At 61.0% G+C, this 24165-nt stretch carries 22 protein-coding genes; 16 read left to right on the plus strand and 6 right to left on the minus strand.

Annotated features, from left to right (window positions below):
* Positions 1-16: 16 nt before the first annotated feature.
* Positions 17-295 carry a GNAT family N-acetyltransferase gene (locus tag J7U39_RS02255; RefSeq protein ID WP_210630086.1) on the minus strand — a complete coding sequence of 93 codons (279 nt, stop codon included), beginning with the start codon at positions 293-295 and terminating at the stop codon, positions 17-19.
* Between the two features lie 135 nt (positions 296-430).
* Here J7U39_RS02255 and J7U39_RS02260 point away from each other — a divergent pair, with 135 nt between their 5' ends.
* Positions 431-898: a paraquat-inducible protein A gene (locus J7U39_RS02260; protein ID WP_210630088.1), complete on the plus strand. Its 468-nt coding sequence runs from the start codon at positions 431-433 to the stop codon at positions 896-898.
* A 20-nt stretch (positions 899-918) separates the two neighbouring features.
* On the opposite strand, the gene J7U39_RS02265 is transcribed toward J7U39_RS02260, so the two are convergent.
* Positions 919-1194, minus strand: coding sequence for a DUF1153 domain-containing protein (locus J7U39_RS02265; RefSeq protein ID WP_007533628.1), 276 nt, complete (start codon positions 1192-1194; stop codon positions 919-921).
* A gap of 106 nt (positions 1195-1300) precedes the next feature.
* Between J7U39_RS02265 and J7U39_RS02270 the strand changes: the two genes are divergently transcribed.
* Positions 1301-1531: a hypothetical protein gene (locus J7U39_RS02270; RefSeq protein WP_210630090.1), complete on the plus strand. Its 231-nt coding sequence runs from the start codon at positions 1301-1303 to the stop codon at positions 1529-1531.
* A gap of 415 nt (positions 1532-1946) precedes the next feature.
* On the opposite strand, the gene J7U39_RS02275 is transcribed toward J7U39_RS02270, so the two are convergent.
* Together J7U39_RS02275 and cysQ are read right to left on the minus strand one after the other, a co-directional pair.
* A complete protein-coding gene (locus J7U39_RS02275; RefSeq protein WP_210630091.1) occupies positions 1947-2672 on the minus strand; it encodes a sugar transferase in 726 nt (241 codons plus the stop codon).
* Between the two features lie 647 nt (positions 2673-3319).
* Positions 3320-4117 (minus strand): 3'(2'),5'-bisphosphate nucleotidase CysQ, encoded by a 798-nt coding sequence (cysQ, locus tag J7U39_RS02280; RefSeq protein ID WP_210630093.1) that lies wholly within the window; start codon positions 4115-4117, stop codon positions 3320-3322.
* Positions 4118-4652: 535 nt separating this feature from the next.
* Between cysQ and J7U39_RS02285 the strand changes: the two genes are divergently transcribed.
* The 6 genes from J7U39_RS02285 (at position 4653) to J7U39_RS02310 (ending at position 10183) form a co-directional block, all read left to right on the plus strand.
* Positions 4653-5555, plus strand: coding sequence for a branched-chain amino acid ABC transporter permease LivH (locus J7U39_RS02285; protein WP_064811172.1), 903 nt, complete (start codon positions 4653-4655; stop codon positions 5553-5555).
* A gap of 4 nt (positions 5556-5559) precedes the next feature.
* Positions 5560-6951, plus strand: a complete 1392-nt coding sequence (livM, locus tag J7U39_RS02290; protein WP_210630095.1) for a high-affinity branched-chain amino acid ABC transporter permease LivM — start codon at positions 5560-5562, stop codon at positions 6949-6951.
* Positions 6951-7826: an ABC transporter ATP-binding protein gene (locus tag J7U39_RS02295; protein ID WP_210630096.1), complete on the plus strand. Its 876-nt coding sequence runs from the start codon at positions 6951-6953 to the stop codon at positions 7824-7826. Before livM ends, J7U39_RS02295 begins: the two co-directional genes overlap by 1 nt.
* Complete coding sequence (locus tag J7U39_RS02300; protein WP_176536353.1) at positions 7826-8569, plus strand: ABC transporter ATP-binding protein; 744 nt, start codon at positions 7826-7828, stop codon at positions 8567-8569. The genes J7U39_RS02295 and J7U39_RS02300 overlap by 1 nt, the downstream gene beginning before the upstream one ends.
* A gap of 18 nt (positions 8570-8587) precedes the next feature.
* Positions 8588-8941, plus strand: a complete 354-nt coding sequence (locus J7U39_RS02305; protein ID WP_184453684.1) for a DUF6867 family protein — start codon at positions 8588-8590, stop codon at positions 8939-8941.
* Between the two features lie 120 nt (positions 8942-9061).
* Positions 9062-10183, plus strand: coding sequence for a branched-chain amino acid ABC transporter substrate-binding protein (locus J7U39_RS02310; RefSeq protein ID WP_020922104.1), 1122 nt, complete (start codon positions 9062-9064; stop codon positions 10181-10183).
* 176 nt (positions 10184-10359) lie between these two features.
* On the opposite strand, the gene J7U39_RS02315 is transcribed toward J7U39_RS02310, so the two are convergent.
* Positions 10360-11277 carry a response regulator transcription factor gene (locus J7U39_RS02315; protein WP_210630097.1) on the minus strand — a complete coding sequence of 306 codons (918 nt, stop codon included), beginning with the start codon at positions 11275-11277 and terminating at the stop codon, positions 10360-10362.
* Positions 11270-14653 (minus strand): ATP-binding protein, encoded by a 3384-nt coding sequence (locus tag J7U39_RS02320; protein ID WP_210630099.1) that lies wholly within the window; start codon positions 14651-14653, stop codon positions 11270-11272. Before J7U39_RS02320 ends, J7U39_RS02315 begins: the two co-directional genes overlap by 8 nt.
* 179 nt (positions 14654-14832) lie before the next feature.
* Here J7U39_RS02320 and J7U39_RS02325 point away from each other — a divergent pair, with 179 nt between their 5' ends.
* The 8 genes from J7U39_RS02325 (at position 14833) to J7U39_RS02360 (ending at position 24148) form a co-directional block, all read left to right on the plus strand.
* Positions 14833-16737 carry a phosphatase PAP2 family protein gene (locus J7U39_RS02325; protein ID WP_210630100.1) on the plus strand — a complete coding sequence of 635 codons (1905 nt, stop codon included), beginning with the start codon at positions 14833-14835 and terminating at the stop codon, positions 16735-16737.
* Between the two features lie 180 nt (positions 16738-16917).
* The gene (urtA, locus tag J7U39_RS02330; protein WP_210630102.1) at positions 16918-18210 is read left to right on the plus strand and encodes an urea ABC transporter substrate-binding protein; all 1293 of its coding nucleotides are present in this window, start codon (positions 16918-16920) and stop codon (positions 18208-18210) included.
* 111 nt (positions 18211-18321) lie between these two features.
* Positions 18322-19947 (plus strand): urea ABC transporter permease subunit UrtB, encoded by a 1626-nt coding sequence (gene urtB / locus J7U39_RS02335; protein ID WP_210630104.1) that lies wholly within the window; start codon positions 18322-18324, stop codon positions 19945-19947.
* Entirely contained in the window at positions 19944-21107 is a 1164-nt protein-coding gene (gene urtC / locus J7U39_RS02340) for an urea ABC transporter permease subunit UrtC (RefSeq protein WP_210630105.1), read from the plus strand. The genes urtB and urtC overlap by 4 nt, the downstream gene beginning before the upstream one ends.
* A 5-nt stretch (positions 21108-21112) precedes the next feature.
* The gene (gene urtD / locus J7U39_RS02345; protein ID WP_210631573.1) at positions 21113-21868 is read left to right on the plus strand and encodes an urea ABC transporter ATP-binding protein UrtD; all 756 of its coding nucleotides are present in this window, start codon (positions 21113-21115) and stop codon (positions 21866-21868) included.
* Positions 21869-21944: 76 nt separating this feature from the next.
* Entirely contained in the window at positions 21945-22463 is a 519-nt protein-coding gene (locus J7U39_RS02350; protein ID WP_210630107.1) for a hypothetical protein, read from the plus strand.
* A 17-nt stretch (positions 22464-22480) separates the two neighbouring features.
* On the plus strand, positions 22481-23176 hold the full coding sequence (gene urtE / locus J7U39_RS02355) for an urea ABC transporter ATP-binding subunit UrtE (protein ID WP_210630109.1): 696 nt from the start codon (positions 22481-22483) through the stop codon (positions 23174-23176).
* A gap of 150 nt (positions 23177-23326) precedes the next feature.
* The gene (locus J7U39_RS02360; protein ID WP_210630111.1) at positions 23327-24148 is read left to right on the plus strand and encodes an urease accessory protein UreD; all 822 of its coding nucleotides are present in this window, start codon (positions 23327-23329) and stop codon (positions 24146-24148) included.
* Positions 24149-24165: the final 17 nt, after the last annotated feature.

The raw sequence follows: 24165 nt of genomic DNA on the forward strand, positions 1-24165 counted from the left end.
CTTCAGGCGTCGCGAATCAATTCACGACATCCTGCCATTCCGGATGACGTTGCGCCTGCGCCTTGAAGAACGGGCAGAGCGGGATGATCTTCCAACCGCCGGCGCGGGCCGCTTCCACCGCGTGAAGCGCCAATGCCTGGCCGACACCCTTGCCGCGCAGGGCATCGGGAACTGCCGTGTGATCGATGATGACGTGCTTCGGCGAGGTTCGCGAATAGGTCATCTCCGCCTCGTGCCCCTCGACGTCCACGGCATAACGGCCACCGGATACGCCTTCCTCATTTCGGATATCCATCGTCTTTCCTCGTGCACAGATATTAATCGCAGCCGACGGTGACACGGCGGCGCGGTCGTGCCAAGGCGGTAGAACAGTTCCTCAGGGAGACGCAGTGTTCATGAAAAATGTCGGATCGACGCGAGGTCTTTGGCAATGAGCGCGCTTTCGATCATCCGCCCCGCTCTTCTCGTGGCCGCGCCGTTCCTCCTGGCGCTCGGCCTGATCTTACCGCTGGTCCGTTTCGAGACGCTGTATTTCTTCGATCAGACCCCTTCGCTCATCGAAATCGTCGTCTCGCTCTGGCAAGGCGGCGATGGGCTGCTGGCGGCGGTCGTCGCGCTGGTCTCGATCGTGCTTCCGTTTCTGAAGATGATCGGGATTGCGGCGGAAGCGACGGCTGCCGGCAGCGGGGCCGGGAGGCAGTTCTATCGGCGCGTCGTGCCGCATCTGTCCAAGTGGTCAATGATGGACGTGCTGCTGGTCGCGATCGTCATTGCTGCGGCGAAGACAACGGGGTTGGCGGATGCCTTCACGCAGCCCGGCCTCTGGTGCTACGCCGCCTCGTCAATAATTTCGGGCCTTCTTCATTCCCTGATGGGAGATGCGTCCGGCCCGAAATAAATGTCGGCGATGGCGCGCGATCAGTGGCGATATTGCTGGATGCGCGTGGTGCGCAGGCCGGCGAGGCCATGGCTGTTGATCGACGACTGCCAGGAAAGGAACTCTTCGACCGTGAGCGTGTAACGCTCGCAGGCCTCTTCCAAGCTCAACAGGCCACCGCGAACAGCCGCGACAACCTCTGCCTTGCGGCGGATCACCCAGCGCCGCGTATTGGGCGGCGGAAGGTCCGCGATGGTCAGGGGGCTGCCATCGGGGCCGATGACATATTTCACTCGGGGACGTATCATTTCGGTCATTGGACTCTCTACACAACGCAAGACCACGAGCGCCACTCTAGCCTGCCACATTTAAAAATTGCCTAAGCCCAACGTAAGACTTTGATAACAAATTTAGATGCCCGGAGTGGCCGGTGAACGAGCGAAGCAAAATCCCGCCGGCTCTCACGAGCACGTCGATCTCTTCTACGGCATCGGACCGGTGACGCCGATGAAGCGGACGGTTCCGCCGATCTTCCGTGAGGAGGGATCGATTGCGGGAAGTGCGGCCGATCAGGAAAATTGCCGCCGCTGCACGCTCTTCCAGGTGCCCGGCCTGAAAAACGGCTTCGCCTTCGCATTGCCAGCATTGACCTGAAACAATACATTTTCGCTACTCGGGCAGCCATGCATTCTATGGCAGTGCGCTTTAGCTGCGTGAGCTTCTGGAGCAGCTCTCAGGCAACAGCAATCCTGAAGATGGCTCGCCGGCAACGTCTAGCCGGCCCCAGATCGGAGAGCTGCGCTGTCGGCGAATCGCAAGAGCAGCGATGAGATCGCGATCATTCTCGATCTCTCATCGCACGCTGTCGACGGTTATCTGAAGAGCGCGATGTAAAAGCCATACAGGGTCGACCGCACGCAGGCGGTCGCCAGAACGGCACCGGCCGCCCTGTCCTTTCTCACAAAAAGGCGAGAGCAATTCCAGGCAAAGCGTAAAGTGCTTTTGCCGGGAATTGCACAATACAAAAGGTTAGAGCGGTTCTGCGCTTCCGTGGAAAGCTGAACCGCTGTTAAAAGCCTTTTCCGCCGGTCACTTCTGACACAACGGTCCCGACGATGATGCGCATGTCCATCAAGATCGAGAAATTCCCGACATAATAAAGATCACAAGCGATGCGGGCGCGCGCCTTGGCGGGACGATCGGTCGGACCGCGCAGGCCACGCATCTGGGCAAGACCGGTCATGCCGGGGCGCATGGCGTGGCGCTGATGATATTCCGGCACGAGCTCTTCATAGAGCATGCCGCCGGCGCGCATGCCGATTGCATGGCAGCGAGGACCGACGACCGACATATCGCCCAACAGCACGTTCAACAGCTGTGGCAACTCGTCGATATTCGTGCGGCGCAGAATGGCGCCGATGCGGGTGATACGGGGGTCGTTCTTCACCGTCTGGGCGACGCCCGAGACATCGCAGAGATCGGTACGCATGGAACGGAACTTGTAGACCTTGATGGCCTTGCAGTTCTTACCCCAGCGGGTCTGCTTGAACAGCACCGGTCCCGGGCTGTCGAGCTTGATCAGCAGGGCGACGAGGAGAAGGAAAGGGGCGAGGACGAGGAGGGCGCTCAACGACGAAACTATGTCGAACGCCCGCTTCAGGGCGAGATCCACCCACGGCGCCTGGGAGGCATCGCTATGGATGACAGGGGTTTGAATCTTCAGGCTCGGCTGCTGGCGGCGGCTCGGCCGGAAGGAATCAGTCGAAATGGTGTTGTTTAATTCCGTGATGCTCAAGGATCGTACTCTGTTGTCTTCGAGGGGCGCGGCGGCAATAGGCGATCAATGGTTTGCCCTGTGACCAGGGCTGCACTCAGGTGTTGGTAACCCTACTAAAACGGAAAAATGCGACAATTGTGTAATGGTGTCCAGAGAAATATCGCATCGCAACAAATCTTTCGCACTTGCGTTAAGTTGAGGCAACCTCATGATATTTCGTTAATAATTGGAATTTCGTCAAGGTTTCTAGGCTCTTGGCGAGGGCTTCCACAGGTCTGTCCTCGTGTTGTTTCGACACGCGACCGACGGTTGGCCGACGGCATTTTTAACGAATTCCGACGTGAATTTTTTTGCCGGATATGTTCGGCCGTTCTCAATCTGTGTCAAAATATGACAAAATCAAGGCCGAATCGGCAGGGGTTCGAACCGGTGAAGATGGACGTTAAGCCCACCGGGAATCACGCGCGCCGCATCGGCCAAATCACTTTCCGATTTCTACGAGTGTCTGCGGTGCGGCTCGAACGCGGCAGGACGATATTTGAACGATTAAGAGCAGGGGCCGCAGTGGTCGCCACGCGCCAAGGCGTTCGTGGAGCGGGCGGCAGGCGCAGAACATATCATGAGCGGGACCGCGTATCATGGCATTTGCGAATGCCCGCGGACGGTCACGCCGGTTCGAGGACGCGTTTCCTGCCGCCCCAGGAAATGAAGTTCGGGTTGGCGAAGTCGAAATCGGCCGCTGTCCCCGTCTTGCCATAGGTCAGCGGCGCTCCGTCGAGCGTCACCGTCGATCCCCCGGCAGCGCGCAGCACCGCATCGCCGGCCGCGGTGTCCCACTCCATCGTGCGGGTGAAGCGTGGATAGACGTCGGCCTTGCCTTCCGCCAGCAGGCAGAATTTCAGCGAGGAGCCGATATTGGTGCATTTGGAGATCGCGTGATCGGCGAGGAAGGTTCCCGTCTCCGGGCTGTTGTGACGAAGGCTTGCAAGTGCAAGCCGGTCGTCCGGCTGCTCGCGCACGGCAATTGCGGTGCGCGCCCCGATGGTGAAGTCCTCGGTGACATCAAGCCTTTCGGCACGGCCGTGCTCTCCTAAGAAGGCGAGCCCGAGCGCCGGCGCGTAGACGATCCCGGCGACCGGGGCGCCGTTCTCGATATAAGCGATGTTGACGGTGAATTCCTGCCGTCCGTCGACGAATTCACGGGTGCCGTCGAGCGGGTCGACCAGGAAGAAGCCGCGGCCGCTGATGTCGGGCACGCTTCCAGCGGCAACCGACTCTTCCGCCACGACGGGTATATCGGGATAATCCCTGGACAGATGGGCGAGGATGATGCGTTCGGCCTCCTCGTCGGCAACCGTAACCGGGCTCGCGTCCGCCTTCATGGTGATGGGAAAGCCTTCGCGCAAGATCGCGATGATGGCCTTACCGGCTTCGAGCGCCGCCTTTTCAAATGTCGTCAGCATTGTCCTTTTGCCGTTCGCCGCGCCGCGAGCGCCCGCTGTCGCTCGTCGTCAACCATCCCTGTCGCACCAGATATCGATATGGTGGTTCTCGCCGCGCCCCGCACCCCCGATAACGCAGATTGAAGATGCTACCATAAGTTCCCGCAGCTGTCAGGCGAGGATGGCGGCATTTACCTGTGAAATACCATTCGCAAAAACTGCAGGCTCAAGGGTTGAATTTGCGCTTTCTTCCAGCCTTATGGAATAGCTTACGCGGGAAGCGGCGCAGGAAATCGACGGCGCGCTTGCCGGATGGTTAAGCCGGCAGCAGGTTTTGGCTAAAAATGGGTCGGTCTTTGCCGATTTTCTGTGGATTCTGGTTCAAAATGCGCCATTTAGGCCTGTTCGAATAAGAATCTGCTGGCGTAAATCCTTTTTGTCTTCACATTTTCACCGAAACCGCTATGCATGCGGCCTATGAGGTTCCTTGAACGAGGAGCCGAATAACCAAAAAGAGATGCAGCATCTTCGGCTCGCATCCAGGGGAAAACGACATATGGAGTATTTCGTCCAGCAGCTCTTCAATGGGCTGACGCTCGGATCCATCTATGGCCTCGTGGCTATCGGCTATACGATGGTTTATGGCATTATCGGCATGATCAATTTCGCCCATGGCGACATCTTCATGCTCGGTGGTTTCGCCGCTCTTATCGTCTTTCTCGTCCTCACATCCATCTTCGCAGGTCTCCCGGTGGCAATTTTGCTGCTGGCGATGCTTGTCGTCGCGATGCTGATGACGAGTCTGTGGAATTGGACGATCGAGCGTGTCGCCTACCGTCCGCTGCGCGGATCCTTCCGCCTTGCACCGTTGATCACCGCGATCGGCATGTCGATTGTGCTGTCCAACTTCATCCAGGTGACGCAGGGGCCGCGCAACAAGCCGATCCCGCCGATGGTGAGCTCGGTTTACCAGTTCGGCAACATCTCGGTGTCGCTGAAGCAGATCATCATCATCCTGATCACGGCGGTGCTGCTGACCGTCTTCTGGTATATCGTCAATCACACGGCCCTCGGCCGCGCCCAGCGCGCCACCGAGCAGGATCGCAAGATGGCGGCGCTGCTCGGCGTCAATGTCGACCAGACGATCTCGATCACTTTCGTCATGGGGGCGGCGCTGGCTGCCGTCGCCGGGACGATGTATCTGATGTATTATGGCGTCGCTTCGTTCGCCGATGGTTTCACGCCGGGTGTGAAGGCATTTACCGCAGCCGTTCTCGGCGGCATCGGCTCGTTGCCGGGCGCCGTTCTTGGTGGGCTGATGATTGGCCTGATCGAATCGCTGTGGTCAGCCTATTTCACCATCGCGTATAAGGATGTGGCGACCTTCGCCATCCTCGCTTTCGTGCTGATCTTCAAACCGACGGGCATCCTCGGACGGCCGGAAGTCGAGAAGGTATAACGTCATGGCAAATATCGAGAATTCTGCAGGCAAGCCCGATGCCGGACTTGTCCGCAAAGGTCTTATCGAAGCCCTTTTCGCCGCCGTTCTCTCCCTCGGCATGTTCGTTCTCTATGTCGGCCTAAAAACCGATCAGAACATCAACAACGAGCTGATCATCGTCCAGCGTTGGGGACTGCTGGCGATTTTTGTCGCTATCGCCGCGATCGGCCGTTTCGCGATGGTCGTTTTCATCAAGCCGAATATCGACCGCCGAAAACTCCGCAAGGCGCGGGAAGGCGATCTCGACATTTCGACCGAGAAGAGTTTCTTCCATCGGCATTTCCTGAAGATCGCGCTGCTCGCGCTACTGCTTTATCCCATGGTGATCGTGGCGCTCGTCGGCGCTCAGGGCTCGTTGAAATGGGTCGACAATTTCGGCATCCAGATCCTGATCTACGTGATGCTCGCGTGGGGACTGAACATCGTCGTCGGCCTCGCGGGCCTTCTCGATCTCGGCTATGTCGCCTTCTATGCGGTCGGCGCCTATTCCTACGCCCTGCTGTCGAGCTATTTCGGCCTGTCCTTCTGGTTGCTGCTGCCGCTTTCCGGCATTCTCGCAGCGCTCTGGGGCGTCATTCTCGGCTTCCCGGTGCTGCGCCTGCGCGGCGACTATCTCGCCATCGTCACGCTCGCCTTCGGTGAAATCATCCGCCTCGTCCTGATCAACTGGACCGACGTGACCAAGGGAACCTTTGGTATCTCGAGCATTCCCAAGGCGACGCTCTTCGGCATTCCTTTCGATGCGACGGCCGGCGGCTTTGCCAAGCTCTTTCACCTGCCGATGTCTTCCGCGTACTACAAGATTTTCCTCTTCTACCTGATCCTGGCGCTGTGCATGCTGACGGCCTACGTCACCATCCGCCTGCGGCGCATGCCGATCGGGCGTGCCTGGGAAGCGCTGCGTGAAGACGAGATCGCTTGCCGTTCGCTCGGCATCAACACGGTGACGACCAAGCTGACGGCGTTCGCGACGGGAGCCATGTTCGGTGGCTTCGCGGGCTCGTTCTTCGCCGCTCGCCAGGGATTCGTCTCGCCGGAATCCTTCATCTTCCTGGAATCGGCCGTCGTTCTCGCCATCGTCGTTCTCGGCGGCATGGGCTCGCTGACCGGCATTGCGATCGCCGCGATCGTCATGGTGGGCGGTACCGAAGCGCTGCGCGAAATGGATTTCCTGAAAGCAGTCTTTGGGCCCGACTTCACGCCGGAACTCTACCGCATGCTGCTCTTCGGTCTCGCCATGGTGGTCGTCATGCTATTCAAACCGCGCGGTTTCGTCGGATCGCGTGAACCAACCGCCTTCCTCAAGACACGCAAGGCCGTATCTGGAAGCTTCACCAAGGAGGGCCACGGTTGATGAGCCCCGTCACCAATACGATGTCGAGCGACACGCTTCTCAAGGTCGAGCACCTGTCGATGAAGTTCGGCGGCCTGATGGCCATCAACGACTTTTCCTTCGAGGCCAAGCGCGGCGACATCACCGCGTTGATCGGTCCGAACGGCGCCGGCAAGACCACCGTCTTCAACTGCATCACCGGCTTCTATAAGCCGACGATGGGGATGATCACGCTTAATCAGAGAAGCGGCAAGCAGTACCTGCTGGAGCGTCTCCCGGACTTTCGCATCACCAAGGAAGCCAAGGTGGCGCGAACGTTCCAAAACATCCGGCTGTTTTCCGGCCTGACGGTTCTGGAAAATCTGCTCGTCGCCCAGCACAACAAGCTGATGCAGGCGTCGGGTTATACCATTCTCGGCCTCATCGGCATCGGTCCCTACAAGCGAGAAGCGGCCGCATCGATCGAGCTGGCGCGCCATTGGCTCGAGAAGGCCGATCTGATCGACCGTGCCGATGATCCGGCAGGCGACCTGCCTTACGGCGCCCAGCGGCGTCTCGAGATCGCGCGTGCAATGTGCACGGGCCCAGAATTGCTTTGCCTGGACGAACCGGCCGCAGGCCTCAACCCACGCGAATCTGCTAAGCTCAACGAGCTTCTGCAGGGCATTCGAGCCGATACCGGAACCTCCATTCTCCTTATCGAGCATGACATGTCTGTGGTTATGGAAATCTCCGATCACGTCGTCGTGCTTGAATATGGCCAGAAGATTTCCGATGGCACGCCCGACCATGTGAAGCACGACCCGAAGGTCATTGCGGCCTATCTCGGCGTCGAGGATGAAGAAGTGGAAGAGGTGATCGCAACCGTCGAGCAGCTCGAAGGAGGCGCAAACTGATGGGCGATGCAGTCATGACGGGTCAACCGCTTCTTCAGGTGAATGGCGTCGAAACCTACTACGGCAATATCCGCGCGCTGGCCGGCATCGATGTCGAGGTCAACAAGGGCGAGATCGTCAGTCTGATCGGCGCCAATGGCGCCGGCAAGTCGACGCTGATGATGACGATCTGCGGCAGCCCCCAGGCCCGTAAGGGCTCCGTCGTCTTCGAGGGTCGCGAGATCACCCGTATGCCGACCCATGAAATCGCACGCCTGCGCATCGCGCAGTCGCCGGAAGGGCGTCGCATCTTCCCGCGCATGACGGTCATGGAAAACCTCCAGATGGGGGCGGGTCTCGACAATCTCAAATATTTCGCCGAAGACGTCGAGAAGATCTTCACGCTCTTCCCGCGTCTCAAGGAACGTCACGCCCAGCGCGGCGGCACGCTTTCGGGCGGCGAGCAGCAGATGCTGTCGATCGGCCGCGCGCTGATGGCGCGCCCGAAGCTGCTGCTGCTCGACGAACCTTCGCTCGGCCTGGCGCCGCTGATCGTCAAGGGGATTTTCGAAGCAATCCGGAAGCTCAATGAGCAGGAAGGCCTCACCGTGTTCCTTGTCGAGCAGAATGCATTCGCGGCGCTGAGACTCTCGCACCGCGCTTACGTGATGGTGAACGGCAAGGTGACCATGAGCGGCTCCGGCAAGGAACTGCTCGCCAATCCGGAAGTCCGCGCCGCCTATCTCGAAGGCGGAAGACATTAGTCGAAGGGAGAGTTTGACATGCAGGGACTTTTCTTCGAAAGCGACGACGGCGTCCGGGTTGTCATTCGCGCCCTCGTCGTACTGATCGGCTTCTGGACGGCTTGGCGAGCCGGCAAGGCGGTGGCTGACGGCTGGAACAATTATCCGCTCGCCGTCGTCTACACTTTCCTCCTTGCCTGGGCGATGCAGTTTCTGCACCACGCCCTGTTCAATGGGCCGATGCTCAGCGGTCTCTTCTATGGCATCGACTTCGTGACCTTGCTGGTCTTCTCGACGGCCGGCTACCGCTTTCGCCGTACCAATCAGATGGTCAACAACTATTACTGGCTGTACGAAAAAACTTCCGCGTTTTCGTGGAAGGACAAACATTGACAGTCCGTTGAAACTAGGCATGAATTGCCTTCAGAGTGGAACAGCTTTCCTGGCGCAGTCGATGGTGGGTAATGCGCCGGGCCTTGGACCAGAACCCGCCCAAAAATTGGGAGTAACAATATGAAGAAGTCTCTTCTGTCGGCAGTGGCTCTGACGGCGATGGTCGCCTTCAGCGGCAACGCTTGGGCCGACGTCCTCATCGCTGTCGCTGGTCCGCTGACCGGCCCGAACGCCGCTTTCGGCGCTCAGCTTCAGAAGGGTGCCGAGCAGGCAGCCGCCGACATCAACGCTGCTGGCGGCATCAACGGCGAGCAGATCAAGATCGAACTCGGTGACGACGTTTCCGACCCGAAGCAGGGCATTTCGGTCGCCAATAAATTCGTTGCCGACGGCGTCAAGTTCGTCATCGGCCACTTCAACTCGGGCGTTTCGATTCCGGCTTCGGAAGTCTATGCCGAAAACGGCATCCTCGAAATCACCCCGGCCGCCACGAACCCGAAGTTCACGGAACGGGGCCTCTGGAACACGTTCCGCACCTGCGGCCGTGACGACCAGCAGGGCGCCATCGCCGGCAAGTATCTCGCCGACCACTTCAAGGACGCCAAGATCGCCGTCGTTCACGACAAGACCCCCTACGGTCAGGGCCTTGCAGACGAAACCAAGAAGGCGATGAATGCCGCCGGCCTGACGGAAGTCATGTACGAAGGCATCAACGTCGGCGACAAGGACTTCTCGGCGCTCATCGCCAAGATGAAGGAAGCCGGCGTCTCGATCATCTATTGGGGCGGTCTGCACACCGAAGCCGGTCTCATCATCCGTCAGGCCGCAGACCAGGGCCTGAAGGCAACGCTGGTTTCCGGTGACGGCATCGTTTCGAATGAACTGGCTTCGATCGCTGGTGACGCTGTCGCCGGTACTCTGAACACCTTCGGCCCCGATCCGACGCTGAACCCGGCCAACAAGGAGCTCGTCGAAAAGTTCAAGGCCGCCGGTTTCAACCCAGAAGCCTATACGCTCTACTCCTACGCAGCGATGCAGGCGATCGCCGGCGCAGCCAAGGCTGCCGGTTCGGTGGATCCTGAAGCCGTTGCCACGGCCATGAAGGAAAAGGGTCCGTTCCCGACCGTTCTCGGCGACATTTCGTTCGACGAAAAGGGCGACCCGAAGATTCCTGGCTACATCATGTACGAATGGAAGAAGGGCGCGGACGGCAAGTACACCTACGTCCCGCAGGGCATGTAAGCTTCGCTTGCCTGTCGATAACATGATCTGATCGAAGCCCGGTTCGGCCGGGCTTCTTTCTTTTTAGGGACATCTCAATCGTGGTGCGCCCTTTCGAGGCGAGGGACGTGCCAGATCGAGCCGTTCGAAAGCTTGCAACCGACATCGCGCCGGGTGGCGCTCCGTTTCAATATCCCTCACATTTCATGCAGAACATGCGTCGCCTTCACGGCCGCCGACGCCCGGTTTTCGACGCCGAGTTTCACGTAGATCTGTTCGAGGTGCTTATTCACGGTGCGCGCCGACAAACCCAGTATTTCGCCAATGTCACGGTTGGCCTTGCCCTTGGCGATCCAGAGCAGCACTTCGGATTCTCGTTGGGTGAGCGAAAAACGCTGGCGCAGCATCTCGTCGTCGCTGCGCTGGCTGGCGGCAGTGAGGCGGAAGAGATATTCATCCGGGCCAATTGCGCCTAGGAAGGCGAGCTGCAGCGCCGCCTGGCCGGCATGGGTGATTGAGATGATGCCGTCGCGCACTGCTGCCCCGCGGTCACGCATCCAGCCGGCGATATGGCGGACGACGATCTCCATGCCATCGTCACTGCCCATGGCGGCATTGACCAGCCGGGTCGCCTGCGGCGTCGACCAGTGGATCGCGCCGTCGCCCTTGACCGCCAGCAGGTGACGGCCGGCAGCGTCCAGTGCAACGCGGGCGCTCTGGGCCGAGCGGGCATTGCGCAGATGGACGCGGATGCGGGCGCGCAGTTCGTCGATGTTGATCGGCTTGGTGAGGTAATCGACGCCGCCGGATTCCAGCGCGTGCACGACATGCTCGGTCTCCGTCAGACCGGTCATGAAGATGACGGGCACCTGCGCTACAGTGGCATTCGCTTTCAGCCTTCGGCAGGTCTCGAAGCCGTCCATTACGGGCATGACGGCGTCGAGCAGGATGAGATCAGGCGTGATCCGCTCGACGATGCCAAGCGCTGCCGTGCCCGAGGTGGCGATCAGCACGGAGAAGCCGGATTGTTCGAGCGCGTCTGTGAGGAAACCGAGCGCTTCGGGCGAGTCGTCGACCAGCAGAACGATGTCGCGAGGGAGGGCCGGCTCAGCCAATGGATTCCACCTTTTCGTCGAAGTCGTGCAGGAAGGTCATGAAGCCGGCCAGATCGAAGGCGGCCACATAGGGTCGAAGAGCCTCGGTGAATGGCCGATTTGCCTCCACCTTGGCAAGGTCCGAAAGCTTGGCTTCGATGCCCCTGATGTAACCGATCTCGCCGAGCCGCAGCAATTCCTGCACATGGGCTGCACCCGGGCCCAGCATCGGCGCTGCGATCTTTGCAGGAGCGGCGGGGGCGTCATCGGCATAGACCCAGTTCAGGCCAAGATGCAAGGCGAGCTTGTCGCGCAGCCGGCGGATGTCGACGGGCTTGCCGATCGCATCATTGTGGCTGTCGTCGCTGTCACTTAGAACCGTCGCATCACCGATATTGGCCGAAAGCATCACAACCGGTGCTGTCTGGCCGGCCTCGCGCAGACGCGAGACGAGCTGCCAGCCGCTCATGCCGGGCATCAGGATATCGACGAGGAACAGATCGGGCAGGATGCCGTCGATCAGCGTCAGGCATTCGGCGCCGCCTGCGGCCGTCAGCACGATGAAATCGAGCGGCGCCAGGATTTCGCGCATCATCTCGCGGTGATCCTCATTGTCGTCGACGACGACGATGGTGCGGCGCGGACCGTCGTAACCGGCGATGCGTTTTTCTTGCGGCGGCGCGGCGGCGCGCATGACGGCGGACAGCATCAGCCGCACGCGGAATGTCGAGCCTTCGTCCTTGACGCTCGATACCGCAATCTCGCCACCAAGCGTGTTGGTCAGAAGCCGGGTGATGGTAAGCCCGAGACCGAGGCCCGGCATCGGCCGCACGCTGTCTGCCTCGCCCCGCTGGAAAGGTTCGTAGATCCGCATCAGGTCCTTCTCGGCGATGCCGCGGCCGGTATCGGTGACGGTGAAGGTCGCGACCTGGCTGCGATAGGCGACATCGAAGGTGACGCTGCCTTCGTCGGTGAACTTGATGGCATTGGAGAGCAGGTTGACGAGAATCTGGCGCAGGCGCTTTTCGTCGGTGCGGACGAATTGCGGCAAGGCGGGCGAGCGATCATGGATGAAGGCGAGCCCCTTTGCCTGCGCCTGCGGCCGAAACAGCTCGATGATCTGGTCGAGGAAATCCTGGATGTTGATCTCGTTGGAATAGACCTGCAGGCGGCCGGCCTCGATCTTGGAGATATCGAGCAGGCCGTCGATCAGCCCGGAGAGATGTTCGGCGCTGCGGCGGATGACCTTGATCGAGGATTGGCGCGGCGCCGGGATCGTTTCGTCGCGTTCGAGGATCTGCGCATAACCGAGCACGGCGTTCAAAGGCGTGCGCAGCTCGTGGCTGAGGCCGACGACATAGCGGCTCTTGGCGCGGTTGGCAGCCTCGGCCGTCTCCTTGGCGTTCTGCAGCGCGGCATCGGTTTTCTTGTGGGCGGCGATTTCCTTGAGCAGCAGCGTGTTCTGACGGGAGGATTCCTCCTCGGCAACGACACGGCTGTCATGGGCGAGCACATAGAACCAGCAGACAACGCCTGAAATCACCGAAAACACGAAGAAGACGATGAGGATCGTGCGATTGACCACGTCTGCCGTTTCCGGCGAAGCGGAGGCAACCTGATGGGCGATCATCGCCAGGATCGCGCCGATGGCGGTCAGCGCCAGCGCAACGGCGATGGCGTAGCGGCCGAGGCGCGTCGTCAGCTTGCCCAGAATGCTCTCGGGCAGCAGCGTTCTCGCGACCGTGCCGACCTGGGCATTGAAGCGAGCGGCTGGCTTGCACATGTCGTGGCAGCGGCTGTCGAGCGAACAGCAGAGCGAGCAGATCGGTGCGACGTAGGCCGGACACCAGGCCATATCCTCTGGCTCGAATGGATGCTCGCAGACGGAACAGGTGATATTCGTCTGGTTCTTCCAACTCTGGCGCGGCTTGCGCGCGAGGTAGAATTTTCCCTTTGTCGCCCAGGCGAGCGCCGGCGTGGCGATGAGGGCGATGACGAGGGTGATATAGGGGGCGAGTGAAGCGGCTGTCTCGCCGAAGGCGCCGAAATGGGCGACCAGCGATATCGTCGCCGACAGCGTCATGGCGCCGAGGCCGACCGGGTTGATGTCGTAGAGATGGGCGCGCTTGAACTCGATGCCAGGAGGGGCAAGTCCCAGCGGCTTGTTGATGAAGAGATCGGCCGAGATCGTGCAGAGCCAGGCCATGGCGATGATCGAGAAGATGCCGAGCGTCTCTTCCAGCAGCCGGTAGATGCCGAGTTCCATCAGGAGCAGGGCGATTGCGACGTTGAAGACAAGCCAGATGACGCGGCCGGGATGGCTGTGGGTCAGCCGCGAGAAGAAGTTCGACCAGGCGAGCGAGCCGGCATAGGCGTTCATCACGTTGATCTTGAGCTGCGAAACGACGACGAAGGCGGCCATCAGCAGCAGTGTGGCGTTATGCCAGGGAACCATGTAGCCGAAGGCGGTCAGATACATCTGCGCCGGATCGGCGGCACGGTCGAGAGGCACGCCCGAGGCGAGGGTCAGCACGACGAGGAACGAGCCGGCAAGCAGCTTCGGTGCGCCGATGATGACCCAGCCGGGACCGGCGAGGAAGACGGCGAGACGATGGCGCCACTTGCGCTGCGAGACCGGCGGCAGGAAGCGCAGGAAGTCGGCCTGTTCGCCGATCTGCGACATCAGCGCCAGGATGACGGCGGAGGCCGCGCCGAATTCGACCAGATCGAATTCGGCAACGGTGCCAGCCGGACCCGAAGCATGATGGATGCCGGCGAAGGCGCGCCAGAGATCGAACTTTTCCCAGTCCATGAAGGCGATGAAGATGAAGGGCAGGATATTCAGCACGATCCAGAAGGGCTGGGTCATCAGCTGGAACTTGCTGATCAGCCGCACGCCGTGCGTCACCAGCGGGATCACCATGACGGCGCTGATGATATAGCCGATCCAGAGCGGGATGCCGAGGGTGAGCTCCAGCGCCCCGGACATGATCGAGGCCTCGATCGCAAACAGCATGAAGGTGAAGCCCGCATAGATCAGCGAGGTGATGGTCGAGCCGATGTAGCCGAAGCCGGCGCCGCGGGTCAGAAGATCAATGTCGACGCCGTGCCGGATGGCGTATCGGCTGATCGGCAGACCGATCGCCAGCATGGCGACCGAGGCGACGATGATCGCATAAAAGGCATTGGTGGTGCCGTAGGAGAGGGTGATCGCGGCGCCGATCGCTTCGAGCGCCAGGAAGGAAATTGCACCGATGGCCGTCTGCGAGATGCGCTCGGAGGAAAAATGCCGGGCGCTCTTTGCGGTGAAGCGCAGCGCGTAATCTTCCAGCGTCTGGTTGGCGACCCAGCGATTATATTCGCGTCTCACCGGAATGATGCGTTGGCGCGCTGTCATGCCCTCTTTCCGGCACTCTCGTTGGGCTCATCGTTTCCACTGCAGTTTTGGCGGGATGGACGGGAAAGGCAAGAGGCTGAGCACTGGCGGATTCGCAGAACAGTAATATTTTTGAAACGGCGCTGTCACATAAGCGCTCTAACCCTCCTGCCGTTCGTTCAACCATTTCGGGTGCAGCCATGTCTGTTTCAAAACTTTGCCGCCTGAGCACCGCTCTTGTCTGCCTCCTTTCGATCGTGCCATCGCTTGCCGCCGCCGAGCAGACCACGGCCGCGAAAGCGCCTTATGCTGAAACAGGAAACACCAATAAGCGCGGTGACGCATGCTTCTCGACGGTGGACACCAATGCTGCCGTCCATCTTCTCTCCGGCCTTCTCGAGGTCTGGACCCCGCGCACGCCTTTCGTCGATGCCGGTGTGGAAGCCGCAGCCAAGGACAATTGCCCTGCAGTCGCCAAGACGGATTGGGACGGCATCCCTTTCAGCAAGACCGACGGCCAGATCGTCAACAAGCCAGTCCACGATGCGAACATCGCCTATGTCGTGAAGGCGACGAAGGCGCGGACGGCCGAGCAGGCGGTTGCCGCCTATCTCGACGATCGGCGCGGCAAGAATACCAGCATCGTCGATGGTCTCGGTCCGCTGACGGATGCCTGGAAGGCCGGTTCCAAGCAGATCACCACGATCACTGAGGTGGCGGCCGACGCGACGACGGTCAAATATGACGACAAGGGTAACAATCGCGGCGCCGGCAGCAAACCGGACACGGAAAACAAGACCGATGCCAATCCGGACATGGGTCTCGCCATCGACTTCATCAACGCCGCGAGCGGCGATGGCTCGACAGAGCCCGCCAAGCGCTATTTCAAATATGCCCGCCCCTATCGCTGGAGCCCGGACGTTTCGGTCGTCCCGACGCTCGAGCCCGCCAAAAGCGGCAAGCCGGTCGAGGACGGTGGCTTCCCCAGCGGACATACGGCGGAAGCCTGGCGGGATGCGCTCGCCATGGCCTATCTGGTGCCGCAGCGATTCCAGGAAATGATCGCGCGTGCCAGCGAAATGGGTGAAGACCGCATCCTTGCCGGAATGCACTCTCCCCTCGACGTTATGGGCGGCCGCATGCTCGGCACCGCCACGGTCGTTTATAACCTGAACAAGTCCGACGATTCAGCGCTGAAGAGCGCCGCCTACGCCCAGGCGCAATCATGGCTGATCGCCAAGTCGGGTGTTGCGGATGCGGGTGCGCTCGAAGTCGCAGCCCATGCGGCGCCACTTTCGGCGGACCGTTTCGCCGATCATGATGCCAATCGCGCTTACGTTCTGCAGCGCCTGAGCTATGGCCTGCCGACGATCCATGCGACCGATCAGCCGGCTCGCGTGCCGGAGGGCGCCGAAACGCTTCTCGAAACCCGTCTGCCTTATCTCGATGGTGAACAGCGCCGCGAGGTGCTTGGCACAACGGAAATCGCTTCGGGCTATCCGCTGCTCGACGACGCGGAAGGCTACGGTCGCCTCAATCTCTTTGCCGCCGCCGACGGCTATGGCGCCTTCAAACAGGATGTGACCGTGATGATGGATGCGGCAAAGGGTGGCTTCAATGCGATCGACACCTGGCGCAACGACATCGGCGGCAAGGGCAAGCTGGTAAAACGCGGCAGCGGCATTCTCGGTCTTTCCGGTGCCAACAGCTATGCTGGCGGCACCGTGCTGGAAGAGGGCGTGCTGGTAGCCGGCTCCCCCTCGGCCCTCGGCGCCGGCGGGTTGATGGTCAATGGCGGTTCTCTCATCGTGGCGGCCGACAAGCCCTTGGCCGTGGGCGGCGACTATCAGCAGCTCGCCAGTGCGACGGCGAAGCCGACGCTCGGCGCGAATGGCGCCGGCACGCTGGTCGTTGCAGGCAAGGCGACGCTCGCCGGCGATCTTGACGTGACGCTCGCCCATGGCTTTGCCCCGGCGCCGGGAACGAAGATCGAAATCCTGAAGGCCGCGGCTGTCACCGGCACCTTCGGCAAGTTCACCATCTCCGGCCACAGGGCGACCGTCTCCTACGGCCCGACCTCGGTCACCCTGACGATCCACGGCTAATATCGAACCGACAGGGCATCCCCTTTGATGGGGATGCCCGTGCTTTCCCGGCGTGCTCATTCGACCCCTGCGCCTACGTCATTTTGCGTATGTGTTTTCGCGCTGCAGCACCCGATAGTCCCCTCGGCAACAGTTAACTCCGTTTCCGGCCTGTTGCGGAACAAGAGAGGGGATCAACCAATGAATCTCAAATCCACGATTACCGGTGCCGCGCTCGGCGCCGTCATGGCAGCGTCGGCTGCCTTCAGCTGCGCGGTGGCCGCCGATGACACGATCAAGGTCGGCGTGCTGCATTCGCTCTCGGGCACGATGGCGATTTCCGAAACCACCCTGAAAGACGCCATGCTGATGCTCATCGACGAGCAGAACAAGAAGGGCGGTCTTCTCGGCAAGAAGCTTGAAGCCGTCGTCGTCGATCCGGCTTCCGACTGGCCGCTCTTCGCCGAAAAGGCCCGCGAACTGATCGAAAAGGACAAGGTCGCCGCCGTCTTCGGCTGCTGGACCTCGTCCTCGCGCAAATCCGTCCTGCCGGTTTTCGAAGAGCTGAACTCGCTGCTCTTCTATCCCGTGCAGTATGAAGGCGAAGAATCCTCGCGCAACATCTTCTATACGGGTGCGGCCCCGAACCAGCAGGCGATCCCTGCCGTCGACTACCTGATGAACACTGAAGGCGTGAAGCGCTTCGTGCTCGAAGGCACCGACTACGTCTATCCCCGCACGACCAACAAGATCCTCGCGGCCTATCTCGAATCCAAGGGCATTCCGAAGGAAGACATTCTCGTCAACTACACGCCGTTCGGCTTCTCCGACTGGCAGACCGAGGTCGCCAAGATCAAGGAATTCGGCTCGGCCGGCAAGAAGACCGCCGTCGTCTCCACCATCAATGGTGACGCCAACGTTCCCTTTTACAAGGAACTCGGCAACCAGGGCATCAAGGCGACCGACATCCCGGTCGTCGCCTTCTCGGTCGGCGAAGAAGAGCTTGCCGGTCTCGATACCAAGCCGCTGGTCGGCCATCTCGCCGCCTGGAACTACTTCGAGTCCGTGGAAAGCCCGGCCAACAAGAAGTTTATCAAGGAATGGCATGCCTTCACCAAGAACGACAAGCGCGTGACGAACGACCCGATGGAAGCCGCCTATATCGGCTTCAACGCCTGGGTGAAGGCCGTACAGGCCGCCGGCACCACCAATACCGATGCCGTTCTCGACAACATCATCGGCGTCACCGTTCCGAACCTCTCCGGCGGCTATGCCACCGTCATGCCCAACCACCACATCACCAAGCCGGTGCTGATCGGTGAAATCCAGGCTGACGGCCAATTCGAAATCGTCCAGCAGACGCCCGCCGTCGTTGGTGACGAATGGTCTGATTACCTGCCCGACTCCAAGGACCTGATCTCCGATTGGCGCAAGCCTCTCTCCTGCGGCAATTTCAACGTTGCCACCGGCAAGTGCGGCGGCAAGGGCTCCTGAGGAGACCCATCCGCTGATAGCCTGAAGACTTCCGTCCGGAGCCGATCCGGGCGGAAGCTCCGTCCTTACCGCTGCGCCGCAAGGCCGACGATACTCAAGGCGAGAGAGCCGATGTTTCGCGCCATCAAGATTCTCCTTCTGACATTTTGTCTGATGCTTCCGGGCCTGACGCTTTCTGTGACTGGCCTTCGCGCCGAGGACGACGTGCACGCTCTCGTCGATGCGCTCGGCGTCGGCGGCTTTCCCGAGCGCGAGGCGGCCATCCGGGCGCTCGCCGCGTCCGGGGATTCGCATGTGAGCCAGATCCTGCAGCAGCTGAGCGATGGCCAACTCTACGTCAATTCGGAGGGCGGTCCCGTTCTCGTTCAGGATGGCACGGAGGACGAGCCCACCTATTCGGACCCGATCACCGGCGAGGCGGTTGCCGATGTCGACCCCGACATGATGTCGAAGGTCAAGATCAACAATTCGCTGCGCACCACGATCACGACTGTGATGAGCCAGCTGACGCTTTTGAGCCCGAATCGCTCCGCGCGGCTCACGGCGGCCGAGGGCATGTTGAGGGATGCCGATCCCGCCAATCTCGAACTGCTGAATTCGGCTCTTTCAGCCGAGAAGGACGGCCAGATCAAAAACACGATGGAAGCGGCGCGGGCCGTGATGGTGCTGAAGAGCGATGCCGGCATCGAGGAGAAGCGGGCCGCCATCGACATGATCGCCGCCCGCGGCGGCCGCGATGCGCTGACGATCCTGACGACGGCGATGACGAATGCCCCCGACGATCTGAAGCCCGCGATCCAGACGGAGATCAATGCGATCAACCGCGACCTGGCGCTCTGGGATGTCGTCCAGAACATCTGGTACGGCCTGTCGCTCGGCTCGGTGCTGCTCTTGGCCGCGATCGGCCTTGCCATCACCTTCGGCGTCATGGGCGTCATCAACATGGCGCATGGCGAGATGGTGATGATCGGCGCCTATACGACCTACGTTGTGCAGGAATATATCACCTCGGCCTTTCCGTCGCTTGCCGATTATTCGCTTGCCTTCGCGGTGCCGGCCGCCTTCGTCTTTACCGGTTTCGTCGGCCTCGTCATCGAGCGCGTCGTCATCCGTTATCTCTACGGCCGGCCGCTGGAAACGCTGCTCGCCACCTGGGGCGTATCGTTGATCCTGCAGCAGGCGATCCGCAGCTATTTCGGCCCGACCAACCGCGAGGTGCGCAATCCGAGCTGGATGTCCGGCGCCTTCGATTTCGGCGGGCTCGTCATCACCTGGAACCGGCTCTGGATCATCGTCTTCTCGATGGTGGTGTTCCTGACACTCCTGATGTTGCTCAAGCGCTCCGCCTTCGGCCTGCAGATGCGGGCGGTGACGCAGAACCGACGCATGGCCTCGTCGATGGGCATCCGCACCGGCTGGGTCGACGCCTTCACCTTCGCGCTCGGCTCCGGCATCGCCGGAATGGCCGGCGTGGCGCTCTCGCAGATCGACAATGTCTCGCCGAACCTCGGCCAGAACTACATCATCGACAGTTTCATGGTCGTCGTCTTCGGCGGTGTCGGCAATCTCTGGGGAACGCTGGTCGGCGCGCTGTCGCTCGGCGTCGTCAACAAGTTCCTCGAGCCCTTCGCCGGCGCCGTGCTCGGCAAGATCCTGGTGCTCGTCCTCATCATTCTCTTCATCCAGAAGCGTCCGCGCGGGCTCTTCGCACTCAAAGGAAGGGCGGTGGAAGCATGATAACGGCCTTCCTTCTCCGGTCTCTCGATCGCAGGATCTCCATTGCCGTCGCCCTGTTGCTGGCGGTCGCCATTCTCGTGCCGGTGCTGAACCTTGCTACCGGCCCGACGCACCCGCTGCACGTGCCGACCTATATCATGGCGCTGTTCGGCAAGTATCTGACCTATGCGCTGCTGGCGCTGGCGCTCGATCTCGTCTGGGGCTTCTGCGGCATCCTTTCGCTCGGCCACGGCGCCTTCTTCGCGCTCGGCGGCTATGCGATGGGCATGTATCTGATGCGCCAGATCGGCTCGCGCGGCGTCTACGGCGATCCCATCCTGCCCGATTTCATGGTGTTCCTGAATTGGAAGGAACTGCCCTGGTTCTGGTACGGCTTCGACCAGTTCTGGTTCGCGGCACTGATGGTGCTCCTCGTGCCCGGGCTGCTCGCCTTCATCTTCGGCTGGTTCGCCTTCCGCTCGCGAGTCAACGGCGTCTATCTCTCGATCATCACCCAGGCGATGACCTACGCGCTGCTGCTTGCCTTTTTCCGCAACGACATGGGGTTCGGCGGCAATAACGGCATGACCGATTTCAAGGACATCCTCGGCTTCAACATCCAGGCTGACGGCACACGCGCCAGCCTCTTTGCCGCGACCGCGGTCTTCCTGGCGCTGTCGCTCACGATCGCCTCGGCAATCGTACGTTCGAAATTCGGCAAGGTGCTCGTCGGCGTGCGCGATGCGGAAAGCCGCACACGCTTCCTCGGCTACCGCGTCGAGCATTTCAAGCTCTTCACCTTCGTCGTCTCGGCGATGATGGCCGGTATTGCAGGCGCGCTCTACGTGCCGCAGGTCGGCATCATCAATCCTGGCGAATTCGCGCCCGCCAACTCGATCGAAGTCGTCATCTGGACGGCGGTCGGCGGGCGGGGAACGCTGATCGGGCCGATCATCGGCGCGATCCTCGTCAACGGCGGCAAGACGATCTTCACGGGCCTCTTTCCGGAGTTCTGGCTGTTTGCGCTCGGCGGCCTCTTCGTCGCCGTCACGCTGTTCCTGCCGAAGGGCGTCGTCGGCACGATCTCGCACCATCTCGGCAAACGGAAAGCCGTCTCCGATTCTGTCCCGCCGGCGGCAGAGGAAGATGGCATCGAGCCGAAAATCCAGGCAGCGGAGTGAACACAGTGATTCCCGACGTCAAACCGAATAGTGTGCTTTATCTCAGCGGCGTCTCAGTTTCCTTCGACGGCTTCAAGGCGCTGAATTCGCTCTCGATCGTCATTGAGCCCGGTGAGCTCCGCGCCATCATCGGCCCGAACGGCGCCGGCAAGACGACGATGATGGATATCATCACCGGCAAGACCAGACCCGATGAGGGCGAGGTGTTCTTCAACGGCACAATCGATCTCACGACAAGGGATGAGGCCGACATTGCTCAGCTCGGCATCGGCCGCAAGTTCCAGAAGCCGACGGTCTTCGAAAGCCATACGGTCTGGGACAATCTGGAACTGGCGCTGAACCGCCGCCGTGGGGTGTTTTCGACGCTGTTCTACCGGCTTTCGGGCGGGGACAGGGCACGGATAGAGGAAATCCTGGAAACCGTGCGGCTGACGCACCGGCGCGACGAACTGGCGGCCAATCTCTCTCATGGGCAGAAGCAGTGGCTGGAGATCGGCATGCTGCTCGCGCAGGAGCCGAAGCTGCTGCTCGTCGACGAACCGGTGGCCGGTATGACGGACGCGGAGACGGCGGAAACGGCGATCCTGCTCAAGGATATCGCCAGGACCCGGTCGGTTGTCGTCGTCGAACATGACATGGGCTTCATCCGCGACCTCGGCGTCAAGGTGACGTGTCTTGCAGAAGGTTCGGTGCTGGCCGAAGGATCGATCGATTTCGTCAGCTCCGATCCGAAGGTGATCGAGAACTATCTGGGACGGTGAGGAATGCAACCTCCAGGCTTGAACCTGACAAAAGAAGGCGCTCTAAAACGAGTGGGTTTCATTGTGGGGTTTCATCATGGCTTTTCTCGGTATTCTGGTCGCGGCGCTCAGCGGCGCGGTTATCTGGTATTGGCGGTTTAAAATGGTGCGCGAGGCGGGAAACGAGATTATCGATTCAGTCGAGCGTATGCGGGGCGCTTATAAGCGCGGAAAGCGCCGCAAACAGGCGGAGGCGGCGCCGCTCGCTTCGATCGCCGATCCGGCGATTGCGGCGGTCGCCTTCTTCTTCTGCCTTGCCAAGGAGAAGCCGATGTATGTCGACGCGGCGAGGGATGTCATCCGCGGCCGCATGAAAGGCATCATTCGGCCGGCCGACATGGAAGAGGTTCTGGTTTTCGGCGAGTGGGCGTCCAAGAACGTCACCAGTCCCGAAGATCCGATCCGCCGGTTCAGGGATCTTTGGATCAAGGTGCTCGACATGCAGGAGCGCCAACAACTGATCGGTATCGCCGAGGACGTAGCTGCGGTCGGCGGCGAGAGAACGAAAGAACAGGACTATGCCCTGCAGACGCTGAGGCGCAGCCTGATGAACTGATGGGGAATGGTGAACGGATGCTGACAGTCGAAAACGCAAATCTGCATTATGGCGCCGCGCAGGCGCTGCGCGGCATCTCCATCAAGGCGGAGATGGGCAAGATCACCTGCGTGCTGGGCCGCAATGGGGTCGGCAAGAGCTCGCTGTTGCGCGCCGTCACCGGCCAGCATCCACTGTCGGCCGGCGCCGTCACCTTCAACGATACGAAGCTGAACGGCCTGCCGCCCTTTGCCCGCGCCAAGCAGGGGATCGGCTATGTGCCGCAGGGCCGTGAAATCTTCCCGCTGCTCACCGTGAGGGAAAATCTCGAAACCGGCTTCGCGCCGCTTGGCCGCCGCGACCGCAATATTCCCGACGATATCTTCAGTCTCTTCCCGGTGCTGAAATCGATGCTGTCGCGGCGCGGCGGCGATCTTTCCGGCGGGCAGCAACAGCAACTGGCGATCGGGCGTGCCATGGTGACGCGGCCGAAGATCCTCGTGCTCGACGAGCCGACCGAGGGTATCCAGCCGTCGATCATCAAGGATATCGGCCGGGCGATCCGTTATCTCCGCGATTCCACCGGCATGGCGATCCTGCTCGTCGAGCAATATCTGGATTTCTGCCGGGAGCTTGCCGACTACGTCTACATCATGGATCGCGGCGAGATCGTGCATGAGGGGCTGGCGGAGACGCTGGACACGCCGGAGGCCCGCCGGCATCTGACCGTCTGACGGGCAGATGCCGCGTTTTGCGGCAATGAGAGCGGCGCTTCGTCGATCTCCCGCACGCATCGCGGTGTCTTCCGGGCGGCATGGGAATTGCTTGCTTTCCGTGATCCGCGCGATGAAATGAAAAGCGGTGGCGCGACCGAAAGGGACGAAATGACGATTGCGGCGGCTGGTACCAGACCGCAAAGAGCGGAGGGACGCGGGCATCTGGCGGCAAGGCTGCTCGACGGCCGCACGCGCATCCGCGAGCTCTATCAGGAGGGCGCGGCGAAGATCCGCCTGCCCGATACGTTCGATACCTCGATGGAAGCCGTCATCATCAATACCGCGGGTGGGCTGACCGGCGGCGACCGGATGGATTGGAGCGTCGTTGCCGGCGCCGGTACGAAGATCGACGTTACCACCCAGGCTTGCGAGAAGATCTACAAGGCATCGGCGGGCACCGCCGAGGTGACGACCCGCATCGAAGTTGGAATGCGAGCGCGCGTAGACTGGCTGCCGCAGGAGACGATACTCTTCGACCGGGCTTCACTTTTCCGCCGGCTCGATGTCGATCTCGACGAAAGCGCCGAGTTCCTGGCCGTCGAGGCGGTGCTGCTCGGCCGCAAGGCGATGGGTGAGGCAGTGGAGACGGGACTCTTTCGCGACCGCTGGCGTATCCGCCGTTCGGGCCAGTTGATCCATGCCGAGGAATTGAAGCTTTCCGAAGGTATTTCGACGCTGGCGGCGCGTCGGGCCGTGCTTTGCGGGCAGGTGGCCTTTGCGACGCTGCTCTATGCCGGGCCGCTTGCGGAGGCCTATCTCGGCAAAGTGCGGACGCTCCTCGAAGGGCCGATGGGCGGTGCAAGCGCCTGGAACGACAAGCTCGTCGTGCGCCTTGCGGCAGCCGACGGTTTCTCGCTGAGAAAAATCCTGATCCCGGTCATTTCCACCTTGCGTAATGGTGCGCCTGTGCCGAAAGTCTGGAATCTCTGAATTTAAGCACGAAGCAG

It is taken from the genome of Rhizobium sp. NLR16a, from assembly GCF_017948245.1.
Taxonomy (GTDB): Bacteria; Pseudomonadota; Alphaproteobacteria; order Rhizobiales; family Rhizobiaceae; genus Rhizobium.

Bases quoted from the DNA above. Each gene is read 5' to 3' on its own strand.
- cysQ (WP_210630093.1), bottom strand. From the start codon at position 4,117: ATGCTGACGACATTTGAAAAGGCGGCGCTCGAAGCCGGTAAGGCCATC.
- J7U39_RS02265 (WP_007533628.1), bottom strand. From the start codon at position 1,194: ATGACCGAAATGATACGTCCCCGAGTGAAATATGTCATCGGCCCCGAT.
- J7U39_RS02285 (WP_064811172.1), top strand. From the start codon at position 4,653: ATGGAGTATTTCGTCCAGCAGCTCTTCAATGGGCTGACGCTCGGATCC.
- urtE (WP_210630109.1), top strand. From the start codon at position 22,481: ATGCTGACAGTCGAAAACGCAAATCTGCATTATGGCGCCGCGCAGGCG.
- urtC (WP_210630105.1), top strand. From the start codon at position 19,944: ATGATAACGGCCTTCCTTCTCCGGTCTCTCGATCGCAGGATCTCCATT.
- livM (WP_210630095.1), top strand. From the start codon at position 5,560: ATGGCAAATATCGAGAATTCTGCAGGCAAGCCCGATGCCGGACTTGTC.
- J7U39_RS02350 (WP_210630107.1), top strand. From the start codon at position 21,945: ATGGCTTTTCTCGGTATTCTGGTCGCGGCGCTCAGCGGCGCGGTTATC.
- J7U39_RS02320 (WP_210630099.1), bottom strand. From the start codon at position 14,653: ATGACAGCGCGCCAACGCATCATTCCGGTGAGACGCGAATATAATCGC.
- urtB (WP_210630104.1), top strand. From the start codon at position 18,322: ATGTTTCGCGCCATCAAGATTCTCCTTCTGACATTTTGTCTGATGCTT.
- J7U39_RS02360 (WP_210630111.1), top strand. From the start codon at position 23,327: ATGACGATTGCGGCGGCTGGTACCAGACCGCAAAGAGCGGAGGGACGC.
- J7U39_RS02295 (WP_210630096.1), top strand. From the start codon at position 6,951: ATGAGCCCCGTCACCAATACGATGTCGAGCGACACGCTTCTCAAGGTC.
- J7U39_RS02305 (WP_184453684.1), top strand. From the start codon at position 8,588: ATGCAGGGACTTTTCTTCGAAAGCGACGACGGCGTCCGGGTTGTCATT.
- J7U39_RS02260 (WP_210630088.1), top strand. From the start codon at position 431: ATGAGCGCGCTTTCGATCATCCGCCCCGCTCTTCTCGTGGCCGCGCCG.
- J7U39_RS02325 (WP_210630100.1), top strand. From the start codon at position 14,833: ATGTCTGTTTCAAAACTTTGCCGCCTGAGCACCGCTCTTGTCTGCCTC.
- J7U39_RS02300 (WP_176536353.1), top strand. From the start codon at position 7,826: ATGGGCGATGCAGTCATGACGGGTCAACCGCTTCTTCAGGTGAATGGC.
- J7U39_RS02310 (WP_020922104.1), top strand. From the start codon at position 9,062: ATGAAGAAGTCTCTTCTGTCGGCAGTGGCTCTGACGGCGATGGTCGCC.
- urtA (WP_210630102.1), top strand. From the start codon at position 16,918: ATGAATCTCAAATCCACGATTACCGGTGCCGCGCTCGGCGCCGTCATG.
- J7U39_RS02255 (WP_210630086.1), bottom strand. From the start codon at position 295: ATGGATATCCGAAATGAGGAAGGCGTATCCGGTGGCCGTTATGCCGTG.